We start from the raw sequence: 16,384 nt of genomic DNA on the forward strand, positions 1-16,384 counted from the left end.
TTATGGCAGGAGCAGCTTCTACAGAAATCGATTCAGCTACGGCATGGGGAGGCGGACACGAATCACCGTTTAAAGTAAGTTATGGTAAAATGATGATGTGGTTTTTCCTAGTGTCAGATGGTTTGACATTTGGAGGACTTTTGTGTGCTTTGGGATATACCAAGTTTACCAACGTCACCGGAGATTGGCCTATGGGTGAGGAAGTGTTTACACACATTCCTTTTTCACACATGCCGGCACCATTAATTTACGTTGCATTCATGACTTTCGTCTTGATTGTTTCTTCAGTAACTATGGTATTAGCGGTAGAAGCCGGTCATAGAATGGACAAAAAGGGAGTTATCAAGTGGTTGTTATGGACAGTTGTTGGTGGTTTGATCTTCTTAGGTTCTCAGGTTTGGGAGTGGTCAACGTTCATTGCTGGTTATGATGGAATATTAAGTACGTGGCATGATAACGCCACCTTACTTCATAGTCCATACGGAGGAGAGTATGAATTAGTTAATCACCACGGCCACGAAATTAAAGAAATGGTCACATATGGCCCTACTTTATATGCAAACTTCTTCTTCTTTATTACAGGTTTCCACGGATTCCACGTATTCACGGGAGTATTGTTTAATGCACTTGTTTTACGTAATGTGATTCGCGGCGTATACCACAAAAGAGGACATTATGAAATGGTTGAAAAAGTTGGTCTTTACTGGCACTTTGTAGACCTTGTTTGGGTATTTGTATTTACCTTCTTTTATCTTGTTTAATTACGATCAATAAAATTTTCAGAAAATGGAAAGAGACGATATAGTAGAATATTCATTACATGCACACCACTCTGATGAAGAGGGGAAAGCAATCAGAAAGAAAATCTGGTTTGTTACCATTTTATTGTCAGTTGTAACGATCGTAGAAGTAGCAGTTGGTATTTTCTTCCCTAAAGCAGATGTTTCAACCGGAGCTTGGACAGCCATTAAATTTGGATACATCATTTTAACATTAGTTAAAGCCGGATATATCATTATGGTTTTCATGCACCTTGGAGATGAGAACAGAAACCTTAGAAGAATGATTCTTTGGCCATATATGTTGTTCATCTGTTACCTAATCTTCATCTTATTAACTGAAGCAGGGTACGTACACCAGGTTTGGGAGACATTACACTAAGCTGCTATTAGCAAATGAGGAAATGGAAAAGGGTCTTGACGCTCTTATTGATCGTCTGTGGGCCGGGAGCTATCATTTACTATCTTGCTACACACCTTAAGAACAAGTTTATTTCTTTGCCTTATGTAGGTGAATGGACTTATGTTTATGATGCTGACAGCAACATTGTTGACAGTACTGCATATGTGATTCCTGATTTTAACCTTACTAGATTTGATGGTACACCGCTTACCAAAGATTCAATTGAAGGGAAGTTTATTGTGTTGACAACACTGCAAACTCAATGTCCTGATATGGATTCTTGCGGAATAAACTTGTTTCTATTCAACAACATCTTTTTTAAGAAATTAGTTAGCAATAAAGACAATTACAGCAATGTGCGTGTCATGTCTATACTTACTGATGTTGAAGGAAATCCTGTTGAAGGTCCAAGCCAAAAAATCATTGATGAAATGGAACAGTATGACAAGGACTTTTGGTGGCTTACGTACGGTGATCCAACTCCATTTTACTCTTTCATTTATTACGATAGCATCTTTAAAACATTACCATCTGTTACTGAAGAAGGTGAAGCAGGTCCTTATGCCTTTATAAATTCACTTGTTTTGATTGATGATCAAGGACACATTAGAGGTGTAACAGGAGCCAAACGCGATTCAGATATCAGAAACTTTTTTGATCTTTTAAAGGTCCTTAAAAAAGAAGAGTTTGACGCTAAATGGGAAGCAGAACATCCCGATTCTTAATCTAAAAACTCAATTTCCTTCCATCTGTATTGCAGATTATAAGCTGTTCTATTCTGATCAGTTTCACTTTTTGATATTACTGATTGCATGCACTTATCATCCAAATTAATCATGATAACTGTTGGAAAAAATTGACTGTTGTACTCCTCTATTGTCAATATCCAACATTCACTATCATTGATCCAAACAGCATCTTCTATTGTAACTGCAGGACCCAAAAATAACACCTCCAGTACTCTCCAATCTTTGCTTACTATCTGAACCTGGGTGTCCACTTCCCCACCCGGACTCACCAATGTATTTCCTCTTTTTTCAATATTCAATGAATAACTATCTAAATCAATAAACCTATCACCTTTGGGGTTAGTAATAAACAAAGACTGATACATTTTTAACTGATCCACATATTGTAGATTATCCGAAACATCAAACCATTCTTTTGTCATCTTATGGCCGGGCATAAAATTTTGAAAATCATCACTCTTAATGTTATGATGAATCACCCATTGCTCAGGCAACAAATGAAAATCCAGTTCAGACCTAAGTTCACATACATCATCAATCAAAACATCCTCACTCACTTTTGAAGGATTATCATAAGCAATTTCAGGAAGTTGCTCAGGAACGTTAGCTGTATCAGTATCCCCACACGCAGGTATTACAGCCAAACTGATCATCAATAAATATCCACCAATCTTTTTCATGAAGCCATCATTTACCCTTCAAAAAACATTAATTTTGCACCACTAAACAAAGATTGAAACCTTATTCTATGAAGTATTTATTTTCTGCATTTGTTTTGCTGATATTCGTTTCATGTGGTTCAAATGAATCTGATGAAAGCGGCGAACAAAACACCTACGAACCTTTGCCTTATATAGGTCAGCATGACGCTTTTATAACCACTGAAAACGGAACAGAAAAATGGGATACAATCTACTACACAATTCCAAAATTTGAATTCATAAACCAGGATTGCGTTACTGTAAACAATGAAACTGTAAAAGGACATGTATATGTAGCTAATTTCTTTTTCACTTCATGCCCTTCAATTTGTCCTGCTATGATGGAACAAATGAAAAGATTACAGGAAATGACTGCTGATGTAGATGAGTTAATCATTTTAAGTCATACAATTGATCCTGACAGAGACAGTATAGGCAAACTGAACCAATTTATTGCTGATAAAGAAATTGATACACACAACTGGCACTTTTTGTACAACGAAAGAGAATACGTTCACTTTATTGCAAGAGAAGGTTATTTACTAAGTGCTAATAAAGATGACAATGCAGATGGTGGATTTATCCACTCAGACTTTTTTACCTTAGTTGACAGAGAAGGACACATTAGAGGTATGTATCAAGGAACAGTAACAGAAGAAGTAGACAAACTAGCAGAAGACATTAAAAAACTAATTAAAAATGAGTACAACTAAATCGGTAGAGCAAAAATTCAAACCACTTGTAATTGTATTATCAATTGTCATACCGGCAGTTGTTGCCATATTATTTAACGTATCAATTGAAGGCGTTGATTTATCATTTTTACCACCTGTTTATGCTGGTATCAATGGGTTGACTGCTATTTTACTTATAGCCGCCGTGGTATCTGTTAAAAAAGGAAACATTCAACGTCATCAAAAATTGATGTTTACAGCCATTATTTGTTCTCTTTTGTTTTTAGTAATGTATGTGGCCTATCACATTACTTCTGAGAGTACTTTGTATGGAGATGCAGACCATAATGGGATTAGATCTGCAGCTGAATTAGCTACAGTAGGCTTCTCTTATTATATCTACACCTTTATTTTATTATCACACATCTTATTGAGTTTGGCAGTGTTGCCTTTGGTGATGATGACTTATTTAAAAGGATGGGCAGACAACAGAGTATCTCATAGAAAATGGGCGAAAATTACTTTCCCAATTTGGTTGTATGTAGCTGTAACAGGTGTAGTGGTTTACTTTATGATCAGTCCTTATTATTAGTGGAAAGGAGCTCCAAAATCACAAATTCCTCTTTTGAAAGGCTTAAATGTGATCATTATACCATAGAATGAATACCAATCTTTATTGGTTGATGTTCCTCTATTGAACCCAGTTCTTGACACACCATCCAAACTAGGATTTGATAAATCACCGGCAATCGGACCGTTTTCTGCTCTCAGTAAATCTGCGTCTACATAATTACCTGAAACATCATCTAAATAATCTGTGAATGTTTTGCGTATACCGTATTCTACTGAGATGGCTAACCTTTCTCTGATATTGAATTTCATACCAATCCCAAGAGGAATTGAAATTTGATTTAAACTGTATCTGTTTCTGTCAGATAAAGATGTACCCTGCCCTTCTGTACCTAAAGACTGTAATTCAATTTCGTTCCCTTGATAATCAGTTTTAGGATTCATTCTGAAGTAGGCCAATTCATAAAACAAATAAGGTGTAAAAGGATACTTCATATCGTTGATTCGATAATTCAATAAATGAATTTCAACTCCGGCGGCTAATTCAAAAATGGAAGATCTAAAGTTTAGGTTTCTATTTACTTCTTGTGATTCATTAGATCTGGCATCATCTCCCCAAACATTACCATAAGTACCTGTAAATCTCAATGAAGCTCTATTAGATAAGTTATATCTCACAATTGCTCCAAAAGCAGGCTTGCTGTATACAAAGTGTTTGTATTGGTTTAAATCACCAATGTAATAAGAACCACCACCCATAAAGCCCATTTCAAAACGCGCTTTGAATCTTTGCTGAGCCATACCATTGGTCAGCACCAAAAGGGAAAATAATACAATCAGGTTTCTCATTACAAGTTCAAAAATAACTAGAACTTTGGAATATACGTTTGTCCTTTAGTAAAACGGTAATGAACAGAGAATATTGCAAACATGTAGGCATCATTGTAATTAGGATTACCTCTTTGCTTGTAATTTACTAAACCATTGTCAAATTCAGTTACTCCGGTCCACCCTAAATTAGGATCCAGAGATCTGTCTTGCAATTCAAGTGCCACAGGATCTGTAAAAGAACCCGGCTTGTAATAAGTAGTGCTTACATCATCAATATAATCAGACAATGTATATCTCACAGATAATTCAAATCCTAATGACCATTGTGAGGTAATAAGATACTTAGCCCCAATTCCAATAGGGAAATTCATGGTAATTCTTTTGTAAGGTTCAGGTCTGCCCATCATTCCTTGCCCTTCAGTGTGCAAAGGTTGTAATGCCACCCAGTTTCCGTTGTACTTAGCTTTTGGATTAAACATGGTCATCCCCATTCCCAATGAAACATAAGGCATAATGGTAAATGTTCTATTACCGTAAATTCCTGAAATCTTATATCTGTGTGAAATTCTTTCTTCCCAAGGATACCACTGACCAACCACAGACCAATCACCGATCATTGATCTAAAATGCAGATTTCTATTGTTTCTGATCAAATTTTTAGTTGTTGCATCATCACCATTTAAATATCCCCAAACAACAGATGTTTTTACAGAAAATGCAGGTGTGATGGTAAACTTGTATCCAAGTTCTATTGCGGGTCTTGTTGATCTACCTCTAAGATCCTTGAAATAGTGCGTACCAATACCCTTTGCTCCCCCTAAATCTCCGAGGAAGTTTGAAACTCCTACACCAAAGTTCACCTCATGACGTACAAAGCGCCATTGCTGAGCATTCAGTGAAAAAGTTGCCAAAAAAAGCAATATGACAAATAGTAGCCTTTTCATTTTAACCAAGTTCTACGAGAATCGAGTTAAAAGGTTAAGGCAAAGTTAGGTGAGAATAGATGGCTCTATATTTAATTTCGATAAAATCAAGCCATTAATCGTTGAGTAAGCAAGATAAAATCCTGAACTGAAAGATGTTCAGGGCGTTTTTGAAAAAAGTCGTCTGTAGTGTCAATACTAGAATTTAATTCAGAAATAATTTGCTTTAAGCTATTGCGTAATGTCTTTCTTCTTTGATTAAAAGCTGCTTTTACCACTCTGATAAACATCTTTTCATCACATGGTAATTCATTTACCCCATTTCTTGTCAATCTGATTACTCCGGACTTCACTTTTGGAGGTGGAATAAATACGTGCTCATCTACCGTGAATAAATACTCAACATCATACCAGGCTTGAATTAACACTGAGATTATTCCATACTTTTTTGAACCGGGTTTTTCTGCAACACGTTCAGCCACTTCTTTTTGAAACATGCCAACCACCAAAGGAATATGATCCTTGAAATCAACTACTTTAAATAAAATTTGGGATGAAATGTTATACGGAAAGTTACCAACTACAGCAAAAGGTTCATCAAATAATTGAGTGGGATCAGATTTTAAAAAATCAGCAAAGTGAATCTTTCCATTTAATTGGGTATAGTTTTGATAAAGATAATCCACAGATTCTTCATCAATCTCCATTACATGAACATCAAAATCTTCTTTATCTAACAAGTATTTTGTCAATGCTCCTGTTCCGGGACCAATTTCCAAAATGTGTTTAGGACAATTATCTACAAAGATGTTATCAGCAATTCTGACACATACACTTTCATCTTTTAAAAAGTGCTGACCTAAGTGTTTTTTTGGTCTTACTGACATTTAAAATGTTTTATCTACGCGCAATAATGTGCGGAAAGCCACGAATTTACCTTCGTATCTCTTGTGATGATCTAATTGCAATTTTGGAGCATGCTCTTGTTGATACTTTTCAAGCGTCTCCATATCCTTGCATAAATATTGAATTGAATAAGACATTCCGCCTTCTTCTTCCGCCAGGATTCTTGAAAATCTAGCTTCCAAAAACAAACCGGTATCCATTACATCTTTGATATGCACATCTGACATCCAATCAAACCAATCTTGATGAACATCTGAATCAATATTTACTGTTACGTTATATATTATCATTGGATTTCTTCTTGATTATATCGCGCTCGGGCCTCTGCAGTATACAAACTCCCTTTAAAGTCGAACAATATCTTTTTATAATATTCTTTTGCCTTTTCCCTGTTCTTTAGTCTGTAGTCGTAGATCTGAGCAATTCTAAAGGCCGCATCATCCCCTAAAATATCATGTGCATACGAACTTACCACAACATCATACAATTCAATTGCTTTTTCCCAGTTTTGCATTTCTTCATAAATCTCCGCCTTTTTAAAAAGTACTTCATCAGCTAAAGAATGGAAAGGATATTTTTTTTCTAAACTATCTAATATTGCCAGTGCTTGTTGATACTTGTTTTGTTGTAAAAGCAAATCTGCATTGGCAAACATTTGAACCGGCGCCTGTGTAGTATCAATTCCTAAATTATCCTGCAATAAAAGAGACAACTGCATGGCATCATTGGCAATCAATTTACTGGTAGATGCTTTTAAAACATCCAACTGTGCTTTTGCATATTCAAACTCTCCGTCATAATAAAACACCTTGGCATTTTTGTACTTTGCCTCATGCCCTATTACATCTTCTGAAAAGTCTTTTTCAACTTGCATGTACAATAAACTTGCATCCCAAATTCTGTCAGACACCACGTAAACATCTCCCAATAAAATTTTCAGTTCTGCTTTTCTAATGGCAGGTAAAGGAAGTGCCAAACCTTCTTTAATCAAGGCTTCAGACTTATCTGTTTCACTTAAATAAAAGGCATAAATTTCTGCTAATTGCATCATGATTCCCAATGTCTTTGGGGATTTTCCTAAATTCTGCAAAGCCGCTTCAAAATCTGCCGCAACAGTTTCTAAATCTGCTTTTGTATAAGATTTTTCTTGTGTAATTTGAATAAAACCAAGGTTGAGTTTTCGCTCAGTTGCCATTACATAATAAGGTGAAGTTTCTCCCAAATCAATTACATACTGATAACCTTTTGACGCAGAAGTATAGCTGTTGTTCACCTCACAAACTTCTGCCACTTCAAAAACTCTTTTACCTTGCATGTTCAGCCTTTTATCCAAAGCCTTAGCCTGAATAATGGCTCCCGGAAACTCCTTTTTGTGCAGGTAAAACCAAATCAACATCTCACTGTAATACTCCTTATCCGGATTTTTTTGAACGCGGGTAAGCAATTCTACTTTCAACATTTCAACCAGGTCTTCGTCCTCTTCAAAATCAATAACCCTTGAAAGGTAAGTTTGAACTGTACGGATGTAGTTTTTACTGTATTCAAGCAAATTGAGGTATTCGGCAATCATTTTATCCGGCTGCTTTAAAAGCGAATAAATCTCTGCCATTTCCAATTGAAACTGATATCCGTTTTTGATGAGCTTTCTTCCTTTGAGATAAGTTTCAAGGGCGTATTCGTTCTTCCCTCTTACTTTAAAAGCCTTACCAAGCGCCAGTACTCTACTTTGAATAGCGCCCATTTCGTTGATCATGTTTTCGTAAAGCTTGTTAGCTTCTTCTTGTCTATCGGTTTCTTCATAAACCTGACCCAACATGAATTGCACCTCAATGTCAAAAGGATCTAATTTGATTTGCTTTTCACAAAGCTTTTCTGCCTCTTCGTACTTTTTTTGATAAAATAGACAGAGATAGTACTTTTCAAAGTAAACACTGTGCTTGTACTTTTTGTAAGCCTTTTTGTAGTACTCTTCAGCCTTGTCGTACTCACCTTTGTTATAATAATGATCAGCCAGTTTAGTGTCATTATCCATTGGCTGGGCATAAACACTATTGTTTACTGATAAAAATACCAGTAACAAAAAGAACAATATTTTATGCTGGCTGAGCTTCACTTTTTAATTTGGCAATCAAACTATCAATAATAGGTGTTGCTGAATAATAATATAATTTCTGTCTGTCTTGTAATGTATAAAAGTCAGAAACTGTTTGGTTCAAAACATTTAAATCATCTTTCTCTGTAGCTAAATACTCTTTTACTTTCTCTTCAGCTAATCTTCCATTTTCAATGTCGTCTTTAAGATCAGAAAATTGTTTAGTTAATTCAGCAATTTCATCTGCATATTTAGTACGCTTCACTTCCAAATCTTTCAAAGACTTACGGATTCCTTTACACTCATTCATTCTCGTACCAATTTCAAGTGAAACAGTATCCGGATGATAATATTCCTGAATATCAGCTTCATTAGCCAATACATGGTCAACCATCATCTGTAAACTATCAAATTCTATACCGTCATACATTTCCTGAATGTCAGTAAGTACAGTCATACACGAATCAATTTCTGATAATTCAGCTTTGTATTTAGATGATGGGCTACAAGAAGTTGCCAACACCAACAATCCCACACTTAATAAGGTCAAAAGGTTTTTCATAATGTTATAACAATTTTTAGACGATTATATTATTTAATCATGTCAAATCCGGTGTAAGGAACCAATACTTCAGGCACCTTAATTCCGTCTGCAGTTTGATTATTCTCTAACAAAGCAGCCATAATTCTTGGCAATGCCAAAGCAGAACCATTCAATGTATGCGCTAATTGTTTTTTACCATCTGCATCTTTAAATCTCAGCTTAAGTCTGTTAGCCTGGAAAGTTTCAAAGTTAGAAACTGAACTCACCTCTAACCACTTTTCTTGAGCAGCAGAATACACCTCAAAATCATAAGTCAAAGCAGAAGTAAATCCTAAATCACCTCCACACAATCTTACAATTCTAAAAGGCAAACCTAAAGCAGTAACTAATCCTTTAACGTAATCTACCATTTCGGTTAAAGCGGCATATGAATTATCCGGATGCTCTAAACGAACAATCTCTACTTTATCAAATTGATGCAATCTGTTCAATCCTCTAACATCTTTACCGTATGATCCTGCTTCACGTCTAAAACAAGGAGTATATCCGGTAACTTTTACTGGAAAATCTGATTCATTTAAAATCACATCTCTGTACATATTGGTTAAAGGCACTTCAGCTGTAGGAATCAAATACAAATCATCTTCACCTACGTGATACATCTGCCCTTCTTTATCCGGCAATTGTCCTGTTCCGTAACCCGAAGCTTCATTCACAACAAATGGAGGAATAAATTCGGTATAACCACTGTCTCTTGCTGAATCCAAAAAGAAATTGATCAATGCTCTTTGCAATCTGGCACCTTGACCAACGTAAAAAGGAAAACCGGCTCCGGTTACTTTCACTCCCATTTCAAAGTCAATCAAATTATACTTTTCTGCCAATTCCCAATGAGGCACAGCATTTGACAATTGAGGAATCACTCCACCTTTGTCTACTTCTTCATTGTCTTTATCCGTTTTTCCCTGAGGAACAAGTGGATCCGGCACATTTGGAATTTCGTACATCAACTTTTGAAGCTCATCAGCCAATTGTTGTACTTCATCTTTCAATGTTTTTTCTGAAGCTTTTAAGTCTTGCGTTTTTGCCTTTGCTTCATTGGCTTCTTCTTGCTTTCCTTGTGCAAAAAGTTGTCCAATCATTTTAGACAATTTGTTTGATTCAGCCGCTATTTCATCAAGTTGCGTTTTTTTATCACGCCATTTAGCATCTGTTTCAATAACAGCATTAACTACTTGTTGGGCATCAAAATTTCTAACCTTTAAGGCTTCTACAATTTTATCTTTTTCTTCTCGGATCCTGGCTATTTCAAGCATACCAAAATTTTTTACTATAAAATTAAAAAACCCTGACGATTATGTATCGGCCAGGGCTTTTAAAAAATGTTTATTCTTCAAAGGATTAGCTCAATGCCTCAATCAATTCTGCTTTCTTCATTGATGAGTATCCTGAGATACCTTTGTCTTTTGCCATATCTTTCAACTCAGCAACAGTTTTGCTGCTCAAGTCGTTATCAGCTTTCTTAGCTTCAGCTTTTGGAGCTTCTTTCTTTTCTGCTGCTTTTGTTTCTTCTTTAGCCGGAGCTTCTACTTCAGCTTTAGGCGTTTCTTTTTTAGGTGCTGATTTTTTAGGAGCAGCTTTTGCTTTCTCCATAACCTCAGCCTCAAAAGGAACTACAGAAACAAATGATCTGTTATTCTTTTTCTTTCTGAATTCAACAATACCGTCAGTTAAAGCATACAAAGTATGGTCTTTTCCTATTCCAACATTGTTTCCAGGGTGGTGTTGAGTTCCTCTTTGACGTACAATAATGTTACCTGCAATTGCAGCTTGTCCACCAAAAATCTTAACACCTAATCGTTTCGATTCTGATTCTCTACCGTTCTTCGAACTACCGACTCCTTTCTTATGTGCCATAATTTTATGTGTTAGGCCAATGGTTGTGCACCATTAAGCTTTGATACTTTCTATTTTAATTTCAGTTAAATACTGTCTGTGACCGTTTTTCTTTCTGTAACCTTTTCTTCTTTTCTTCTTGAAAACAATCACTTTATCGCCTTTCAAGTGTCTTACCACCGAAGCTTGGACTTTTGCTCCTTTAATAGCTGGGGCGCCTACGTTCACTTTTCCTCCATCTTCAGTCAAAAGAACATTATCAAAATCAACTTTTGATCCTTCTTCAGCTTCTAATCTGTGAACGAAAATCTGTTGGTCTTTCTCAACTTTAAATTGTTGGCCTGCTATTTCTACAATTGCGTACATAACAAATCTTCTAGTTAATAATTTTAGTATCTATCCGCATGAAAAATTCATAACGGGAGCGCAAAGATAGTAGTTTATTTTGTAAATAAAACAGTACCTGCGCATTAATTTTGGCATTTGTACCACTTTGAGGAAGATAAAGTTACCTAAATCGGCAAATACTTAGACATACAGAAACACAAATCTACACCTCAGCAACCACTTGCTCCTCCTCTATTTTATTGACTTTCTGCTTTTTTGAATTGGCCTTACTCATCAAGAAAACACCCAATATTATCAGCACCACATACAGCAGGTTAATCAATGCAAATTTTTCTCCATCTGCCAAACCAATCAAAATTGCCACCACCGGTAACATATAAGCAATTGCTGATGAAAAAATGTGATTTGAAATTGCAATCAATTTGGTAAACAACATTACCGCAATGGCTGTACCTACAATACTGAGTATTGCAATGTATCCAAAACCTTTCCATGCCAATTCATGCTGCATAAATGGTTCATAAGCCTTAGTTACTATTCCTGCAATGATAGCCGGAACCAAAATCAATAAAAAGGAAAGTGAAGTAATAGCCGTTGAAGGCATGTGCTGCAATTTAAATTTGATGGTGGTCAAAGAAATGGCGTATCCTAAAGTAGCCGGAAAAATGAAAAACGCATAGCGAGGATCTTTCATCTCTGCCGCATTAAACTGTTGTGATAAAACCAAATACAAACCGGTAGACCCTATTGCAAGCCCCAGCAATTGCCACTTAGATGGTTTGGATTTGTAAAAGAAAATACCAATCAGCACCACAAAAAAGGTGGTTGACATGTTCAGTAATCCTGCCAATGAACTATCAATATTGGTTTCTGCCAGGGTAAACATCATAGCCGGTATAAAATTGCCAAACAAACCTGATACTAAAAGCAGGCCTACATTCTTTTTAGTAAGGTATTTTCTGAATTTAATGGCCAAAGGTAAAAGGGCAGTTCCCGCTAAAATAATGCGCCAGGCACCTAATTGAAAAGGACCAAAAACAAGGTCATTTTTCTCGCCCGGATACATACCCTTTTTCATTAAAATAAAAGAGCTTCCCCAGGTTAAAGAGAGGAAAATAAACAGAATCCAGGTGAGTGCCTTATTGCTCATTACAGCCAATTAGTAAATGGGCTGCAAATTTAGTCAAAGTAATCCGTGAAATGATCTTAAAAAATGTGAATTGGCTATTTCTTTTTCTTCGCCAGCAAAGCCATAATCAAACTGAACAAAAGCTCTACTGCTCCAAGTCCAATTAAACCAAGATAAATCTCATCCAAATCAACTCCGCTTGAACTTACCATAATGGCCACCCAAAAGCAAACAAAAAGAGCAATAATTAGGGAAAGAATTGAAATCAGCTTCACCCCTCTTCTTTTCACTCTAATCCAACCAATGATGGTAAATAAAATGGAGATAAAACCAACGCCCCAGCTAATCATTGAATAAGTAGCCATTTCTTCTGCCTCAATATATCTTCCCATTGATCCGCCTAATCTTTCAAGCGTGCCATAATCATAGGTAACATATATAAACACCAACCACAAAACAGATGAAATAAGAAATACAATGCGCATAATTCGTTTTTCTTGTAATATAGTGATTTATAGAGGAAGTAGTAAATACAAGCAATCAAAGCAGGTATACTTTTATCATTTTCATGCGCTTCCTTCGCTTTGCTGCGGCCAGGCTTTCGCTTGTCGCCGGGAGGGCTCCACAACCAACCCACCTTGCTACGCACCCGCTCAATCCTTAAGCGGACGTTGCCGTATATTTATACGTTTAATTATACGCTTAAACTTTTGGTTAAGCTCCATTTTAAGTATCTTAAACACATAAGTTCTTTGAACGTATTTACAACTCTCAAGACTAAGTATTTATACAAGATTTCAAGGAATCTAACAGCAATTGTACACTTCAATTCAAATTGAATTGGGTTCAATTCTTTTTTATAAATTAGGTGAACAATAACTATAAAAGGAATAAAGTAACCAGTTACTTTATTCGGATGTTGTAAACAATTAACCCAAAATGGCAAATCAAGCACAATACAAACAGTTAAGAGAGCAGACGGAAGCTTCTCTAAGCAGAATCCATGAGGCGAATCCAGAATCTTACATACGAGAAAAAGAACTCGGTAGTTTATCTAATTTCAAAGAGATCGAAGGTTTAATTAACAAGATTCTTAACTTATATGGAAGTATTAATATTGAGGATGTAATTGACCTTCCGTTTGATTTGCAGCGAGCGTTTACAAACCACCTAAATGATGCTCTTCAGCGATTACAAGAATTAGCAGAATATGATCCAAATCAAAACAATGCCCAAAGAAGAACACAGCTAATCAATAATATTGAATCTAACTACGGCAACTATTACACGCATACTCTTCCTGTTCTGGTGAATAAATTACTAACCGGAAACGATTTAGAAGGTCGTAAAGGCCAACTTGACAATTTTATTTCGGAATACAAATCAAGGTTGAATAAGGATGCAACAGAGAGCCAAGAAAAATTACAGCAAATAGAAAAAGTACTTCAAAATGTTGAAGATTCAGCCGCAGAGTCAGGCGTTGTGAAATATGCCGAATTATTCGCAGACGAGTCTTCAGACCATGAGACTAAAGCAACCAAATGGTTGCAAGCATCATTTTGGTTAATTGGAATTGTAATAGTTGCAGCAACTTTGTTAATTCTTCTATTTCCTGATGAAGAGTCGAGCACAGGCGAAATTGTACAGTATACAATTACTAAAGTCATCATTCTATCCTCTCTATTTATTGCACTTTCAATTTGCACAAGAAATTACAAAGCACATAAGCATAATGCGGTTTTAAATAAGCATAGACAAAATGCACTATCCACTTTTGAAACTTTTGTGAGTGCTGCTGGTGAAGATGAACCAACAAAAAATGCTGTATTACTTGAAGCAACTCATACAATTTTTTCGAATCAGCAAACTGGATACTTAATGAACGGAAATGATAATGAAGGCCCAAATAAAATTGTAGAGATTTTTAAGAATGTTTCAAGCAAGCCAGAGTAAAAAACTGTTCACAACATAATAGCTAAAGCTAACGTCCGACCCTTTGGCCGGCGCGCTTTCGCCCATTACGTGTCCATAATCCGGGCGGCCATCTCGGTCGGACAGCCAGAGTCCGGGGTTTTTTGCCCTCGCACTTCGCACGCAATAAATTGCTAGCTTTAGCCAAACGTTATGCTTCATTCCGAACCAGAAATTAATGACTTAGAAGTAATGGCTATTTTCAGAATGGCACTAGAGAAGTCTATAATTGAACAGAAATCTGTAGTTGAATGGTCGGACAAAATCATATCTTCAAATCCAGAAAATGTCCCTGACTTTGCGCTCGAACTAAGTATATCTGGCAACTACGGAGTTAATGAAGCTGTTCACTTATTGCGTGAAAACGAGTCAACTTTGGAAAATCCAGTGTTATGGAAAATCTTATACGGACTTGTAGGCCTATTTTATCGGGAAAAGCAAATCGAACTCTCGCGTGCATGCAATGCTATTGCTGATTTTGCCAATGAAATTATGTCAAAAACCGAATATGACCTATTTGGAATGTCAGTGTCTGATGCATACTTTCTTGCTGAAAATGGTTCTTATGGAAATTTGGAGAATGTCGAAAAGTCTTTACTAGAATTAACAGAAGAACAATTGCATCTTGGCAAGTGGTTCAGATCAAAATACTTAATGCAGAAAAACGAAGCATAACACAATAGCTAAAGCAAAGCGTCTACCCTTGGCCAGCACACCTGCTCCCAATGGCGTGTACAAAGTCCTGGTTTGGCCTAACACGGTGGACTACCAAAGTACGGGGTTTTGGCCTGCGCACTTTCGCACGCAATAAATTGCTAGCTTTAGCCAAACGTTATGTGTAATTAACGTTTTGACTCACCATATGTCCAACCAAAATATTCTAGACCGACTTGAAATTAAGCTGGAAGAATTCCTAAAAGGAGATCTTGAAAAACATGCTTTTATTGAGTTTTTACATAACTCGTTCGAAGCTCTTGACGGAATAAGTTATAGGACACTTCAGAATAGTAGAGACTTAGAGTATAAAATTGATGTAGCAGAATTTGCTGATGAAGATGAATCACTTGAGCCACTTTCGGAGGTAATAGACAAGTTAAAAGCTCTAATCAAAAGTATAAAACAGGGGTAGAAAACTACACATAACACAGTAAGCAAAGCTTACGTCCACCCTTGTCCAGCGCAAAAAGCTCCCATTAGCGTGTCCAAAGTCCTGGGGTGCCATCACACGGTCGGACAGCCAGAGTCCGGGGTTTTTGGCCTACGCACTCGTTCGCAATTTAGGTTTGCTGCGCGCACCATAAATTGCTAGCTTTGCTCAAACGTTAGGGGTAATTGTCTGTAGGACAAAAACCAACCTAACGGACCCAAAACTTGAAAACAAAGCATATTCATATCGCTTACGGACTGACAGCTCTATTATTGCTGTTTATGTCTTTATTCACTGGAGCAACATTTGATATTGCATTGCATGATACATATGTAGTCATACCAAATTGGCACATTTTCATTGTGCTTTCATTTCTATTCGGACTGTACTTTATTGTCGCTTACCTACTTTACAAGAATTCAAGAGCTATGCGAAAAGTTTTGGGCCTAATTCATTGGTCAATTACTGTACTCGGACTAATTACGAGTGCATTGCTAGTTAAAAATATAATCAACGAAACACCAAGACGATACTATGATTATAGTGTGTATGATCCTGAAAATACTTACTCAAACTCTACAGACTTGAATTATGTCTTAGGGATAGTTCTAATCATCACACTAATCGCCCAACTGCTATTCGTTCTGAATTTGGTTTTAGCACTGACCAAAAAAGAGTGAAAAACTACCCCTAACATAATAACTAAAAATCATGTCCGACA

At 36.4% G+C, this 16,384-nt stretch carries 20 protein-coding genes and 2 pseudogenes; 9 read left to right on the forward strand and 13 right to left on the reverse strand.

Going from position 1 to position 16,384, the window contains the following annotated elements:
• Window positions 1-2: 2 nt before the first annotated feature.
• Genes K6119_RS07840 through K6119_RS07850 form a run of 3 tightly spaced genes read left to right on the forward strand, consistent with a single transcriptional unit; the run spans window position 3 to window position 1,907 of the window.
• Window positions 3-761, forward strand: coding sequence for a cytochrome c oxidase subunit 3 (locus K6119_RS07840; RefSeq protein ID WP_221837781.1), 759 nt, complete (start codon window positions 3-5; stop codon window positions 759-761).
• A gap of 25 nt (window positions 762-786) precedes the next feature.
• Complete coding sequence (locus K6119_RS07845; RefSeq protein ID WP_221837783.1) at window positions 787-1,161, forward strand: cytochrome C oxidase subunit IV family protein; 375 nt, start codon at window positions 787-789, stop codon at window positions 1,159-1,161.
• 14 nt (window positions 1,162-1,175) lie between these two features.
• On the forward strand, window positions 1,176-1,907 hold the full coding sequence (locus tag K6119_RS07850) for a hypothetical protein (protein WP_221837785.1): 732 nt from the start codon (window positions 1,176-1,178) through the stop codon (window positions 1,905-1,907).
• Here the strand turns inward: K6119_RS07850 and K6119_RS07855 are convergent.
• Window positions 1,904-2,611 (reverse strand): hypothetical protein, encoded by a 708-nt coding sequence (locus tag K6119_RS07855; protein ID WP_221837787.1) that lies wholly within the window; start codon window positions 2,609-2,611, stop codon window positions 1,904-1,906. The two genes, K6119_RS07850 and K6119_RS07855, sit on opposite strands and share 4 nt — an antisense overlap.
• Before the next feature lie 68 nt (window positions 2,612-2,679).
• Between K6119_RS07855 and K6119_RS07860 the strand changes: the two genes are divergently transcribed.
• Entirely contained in the window at window positions 2,680-3,345 is a 666-nt protein-coding gene (locus K6119_RS07860) for an SCO family protein (protein ID WP_221837789.1), read from the forward strand.
• Entirely contained in the window at window positions 3,332-3,898 is a 567-nt protein-coding gene (locus K6119_RS07865; RefSeq protein WP_221837792.1) for a DUF420 domain-containing protein, read from the forward strand. The genes K6119_RS07860 and K6119_RS07865 overlap by 14 nt, the downstream gene beginning before the upstream one ends.
• Here the strand turns inward: K6119_RS07865 and porG are convergent.
• From porG to K6119_RS07925, 12 genes and pseudogenes are all read right to left on the reverse strand, one after another.
• The gene (porG, locus tag K6119_RS07870) at window positions 3,895-4,725 is read right to left on the reverse strand and encodes a type IX secretion system protein PorG (protein ID WP_221837794.1); all 831 of its coding nucleotides are present in this window, start codon (window positions 4,723-4,725) and stop codon (window positions 3,895-3,897) included. The two genes, K6119_RS07865 and porG, sit on opposite strands and share 4 nt — an antisense overlap.
• 17 nt (window positions 4,726-4,742) lie before the next feature.
• Window positions 4,743-5,651: a DUF6089 family protein gene (locus tag K6119_RS07875; RefSeq protein ID WP_221837797.1), complete on the reverse strand. Its 909-nt coding sequence runs from the start codon at window positions 5,649-5,651 to the stop codon at window positions 4,743-4,745.
• A gap of 86 nt (window positions 5,652-5,737) precedes the next feature.
• A complete protein-coding gene (rsmA, locus tag K6119_RS07880; protein WP_221837799.1) occupies window positions 5,738-6,517 on the reverse strand; it encodes a 16S rRNA (adenine(1518)-N(6)/adenine(1519)-N(6))-dimethyltransferase RsmA in 780 nt (259 codons plus the stop codon).
• Window positions 6,518-6,826, reverse strand: coding sequence for a DUF4286 family protein (locus K6119_RS07885; RefSeq protein WP_221837802.1), 309 nt, complete (start codon window positions 6,824-6,826; stop codon window positions 6,518-6,520). It lies immediately after the preceding gene.
• Window positions 6,823-8,649 carry a tetratricopeptide repeat protein gene (locus tag K6119_RS07890; protein ID WP_221837805.1) on the reverse strand — a complete coding sequence of 609 codons (1,827 nt, stop codon included), beginning with the start codon at window positions 8,647-8,649 and terminating at the stop codon, window positions 6,823-6,825. Before K6119_RS07890 ends, K6119_RS07885 begins: the two co-directional genes overlap by 4 nt.
• Window positions 8,630-9,190: a hypothetical protein gene (locus K6119_RS07895; RefSeq protein WP_221837810.1), complete on the reverse strand. Its 561-nt coding sequence runs from the start codon at window positions 9,188-9,190 to the stop codon at window positions 8,630-8,632. The genes K6119_RS07890 and K6119_RS07895 overlap by 20 nt, the downstream gene beginning before the upstream one ends.
• Window positions 9,191-9,219: 29 nt before the next feature.
• Window positions 9,220-10,488: a serine--tRNA ligase gene (gene serS, locus K6119_RS07900; protein ID WP_221837812.1), complete on the reverse strand. Its 1,269-nt coding sequence runs from the start codon at window positions 10,486-10,488 to the stop codon at window positions 9,220-9,222.
• An 85-nt stretch (window positions 10,489-10,573) separates the two neighbouring features.
• Complete coding sequence (locus K6119_RS19435; RefSeq protein WP_255715296.1) at window positions 10,574-10,825, reverse strand: Rho termination factor N-terminal domain-containing protein; 252 nt, start codon at window positions 10,823-10,825, stop codon at window positions 10,574-10,576.
• Window positions 10,826-10,831: 6 nt separating this feature from the next.
• Window positions 10,832-11,089 (reverse strand): annotated as a pseudogene (gene rpmA, locus K6119_RS07910) (50S ribosomal protein L27); the annotation flags it as partial.
• A gap of 36 nt (window positions 11,090-11,125) precedes the next feature.
• Window positions 11,126-11,434: pseudogene (gene rplU, locus K6119_RS07915) on the reverse strand (50S ribosomal protein L21); the annotation flags it as partial.
• Window positions 11,435-11,618: 184 nt separating this feature from the next.
• Window positions 11,619-12,566: a DMT family transporter gene (locus tag K6119_RS07920; RefSeq protein ID WP_221837822.1), complete on the reverse strand. Its 948-nt coding sequence runs from the start codon at window positions 12,564-12,566 to the stop codon at window positions 11,619-11,621.
• Window positions 12,567-12,640: 74 nt separating this feature from the next.
• The gene (locus tag K6119_RS07925) at window positions 12,641-13,030 is read right to left on the reverse strand and encodes a hypothetical protein (RefSeq protein ID WP_221837825.1); all 390 of its coding nucleotides are present in this window, start codon (window positions 13,028-13,030) and stop codon (window positions 12,641-12,643) included.
• Window positions 13,031-13,484: 454 nt separating this feature from the next.
• Between K6119_RS07925 and K6119_RS07930 the strand changes: the two genes are divergently transcribed.
• The 4 genes from K6119_RS07930 to K6119_RS07945 all read left to right on the forward strand — a co-directional run bounded on the left by K6119_RS07930 (window position 13,485) and on the right by K6119_RS07945 (window position 16,343).
• Window positions 13,485-14,498: an MATE family efflux transporter gene (locus K6119_RS07930; protein WP_221837827.1), complete on the forward strand. Its 1,014-nt coding sequence runs from the start codon at window positions 13,485-13,487 to the stop codon at window positions 14,496-14,498.
• 171 nt (window positions 14,499-14,669) lie between these two features.
• Window positions 14,670-15,191, forward strand: a complete 522-nt coding sequence (locus K6119_RS07935; protein WP_237827994.1) for a hypothetical protein — start codon at window positions 14,670-14,672, stop codon at window positions 15,189-15,191.
• Window positions 15,192-15,378: 187 nt separating this feature from the next.
• Window positions 15,379-15,645: a hypothetical protein gene (locus K6119_RS07940; RefSeq protein WP_237828133.1), complete on the forward strand. Its 267-nt coding sequence runs from the start codon at window positions 15,379-15,381 to the stop codon at window positions 15,643-15,645.
• Window positions 15,646-15,887: 242 nt separating this feature from the next.
• Complete coding sequence (locus K6119_RS07945) at window positions 15,888-16,343, forward strand: hypothetical protein (RefSeq protein ID WP_237827995.1); 456 nt, start codon at window positions 15,888-15,890, stop codon at window positions 16,341-16,343.
• Window positions 16,344-16,384: the final 41 nt, after the last annotated feature.

The organism is Paracrocinitomix mangrovi, assembly GCF_019740355.2.
GTDB lineage: Bacteria > Bacteroidota > Bacteroidia > Flavobacteriales_D > Crocinitomicaceae > Paracrocinitomix > Paracrocinitomix mangrovi.

What these genes read in the sequence shown, in the direction of transcription:
- K6119_RS07840 (WP_221837781.1), top strand. Translation starts at nt 3, where the DNA reads ATGGCAGGAGCAGCTTCTACAGAAATCGATTCAGCTACGGCATGGGGA.
- K6119_RS07845 (WP_221837783.1), top strand. Translation starts at nt 787, where the DNA reads ATGGAAAGAGACGATATAGTAGAATATTCATTACATGCACACCACTCT.
- K6119_RS07850 (WP_221837785.1), top strand. Translation starts at nt 1,176, where the DNA reads ATGAGGAAATGGAAAAGGGTCTTGACGCTCTTATTGATCGTCTGTGGG.
- K6119_RS07855 (WP_221837787.1), bottom strand. Translation starts at nt 2,611, where the DNA reads ATGAAAAAGATTGGTGGATATTTATTGATGATCAGTTTGGCTGTAATA.
- K6119_RS07860 (WP_221837789.1), top strand. Translation starts at nt 2,680, where the DNA reads ATGAAGTATTTATTTTCTGCATTTGTTTTGCTGATATTCGTTTCATGT.
- K6119_RS07865 (WP_221837792.1), top strand. Translation starts at nt 3,332, where the DNA reads ATGAGTACAACTAAATCGGTAGAGCAAAAATTCAAACCACTTGTAATT.
- porG (WP_221837794.1), bottom strand. Translation starts at nt 4,725, where the DNA reads ATGAGAAACCTGATTGTATTATTTTCCCTTTTGGTGCTGACCAATGGT.
- K6119_RS07875 (WP_221837797.1), bottom strand. Translation starts at nt 5,651, where the DNA reads ATGAAAAGGCTACTATTTGTCATATTGCTTTTTTTGGCAACTTTTTCA.
- rsmA (WP_221837799.1), bottom strand. Translation starts at nt 6,517, where the DNA reads ATGTCAGTAAGACCAAAAAAACACTTAGGTCAGCACTTTTTAAAAGAT.
- K6119_RS07885 (WP_221837802.1), bottom strand. Translation starts at nt 6,826, where the DNA reads ATGATAATATATAACGTAACAGTAAATATTGATTCAGATGTTCATCAA.
- K6119_RS07895 (WP_221837810.1), bottom strand. Translation starts at nt 9,190, where the DNA reads ATGAAAAACCTTTTGACCTTATTAAGTGTGGGATTGTTGGTGTTGGCA.
- serS (WP_221837812.1), bottom strand. Translation starts at nt 10,488, where the DNA reads ATGCTTGAAATAGCCAGGATCCGAGAAGAAAAAGATAAAATTGTAGAA.
- K6119_RS19435 (WP_255715296.1), bottom strand. Translation starts at nt 10,825, where the DNA reads ATGGAGAAAGCAAAAGCTGCTCCTAAAAAATCAGCACCTAAAAAAGAA.
- K6119_RS07920 (WP_221837822.1), bottom strand. Translation starts at nt 12,566, where the DNA reads ATGAGCAATAAGGCACTCACCTGGATTCTGTTTATTTTCCTCTCTTTA.
- K6119_RS07925 (WP_221837825.1), bottom strand. Translation starts at nt 13,030, where the DNA reads ATGCGCATTGTATTTCTTATTTCATCTGTTTTGTGGTTGGTGTTTATA.
- K6119_RS07930 (WP_221837827.1), top strand. Translation starts at nt 13,485, where the DNA reads ATGGCAAATCAAGCACAATACAAACAGTTAAGAGAGCAGACGGAAGCT.
- K6119_RS07935 (WP_237827994.1), top strand. Translation starts at nt 14,670, where the DNA reads ATGCTTCATTCCGAACCAGAAATTAATGACTTAGAAGTAATGGCTATT.
- K6119_RS07940 (WP_237828133.1), top strand. Translation starts at nt 15,379, where the DNA reads ATGTCCAACCAAAATATTCTAGACCGACTTGAAATTAAGCTGGAAGAA.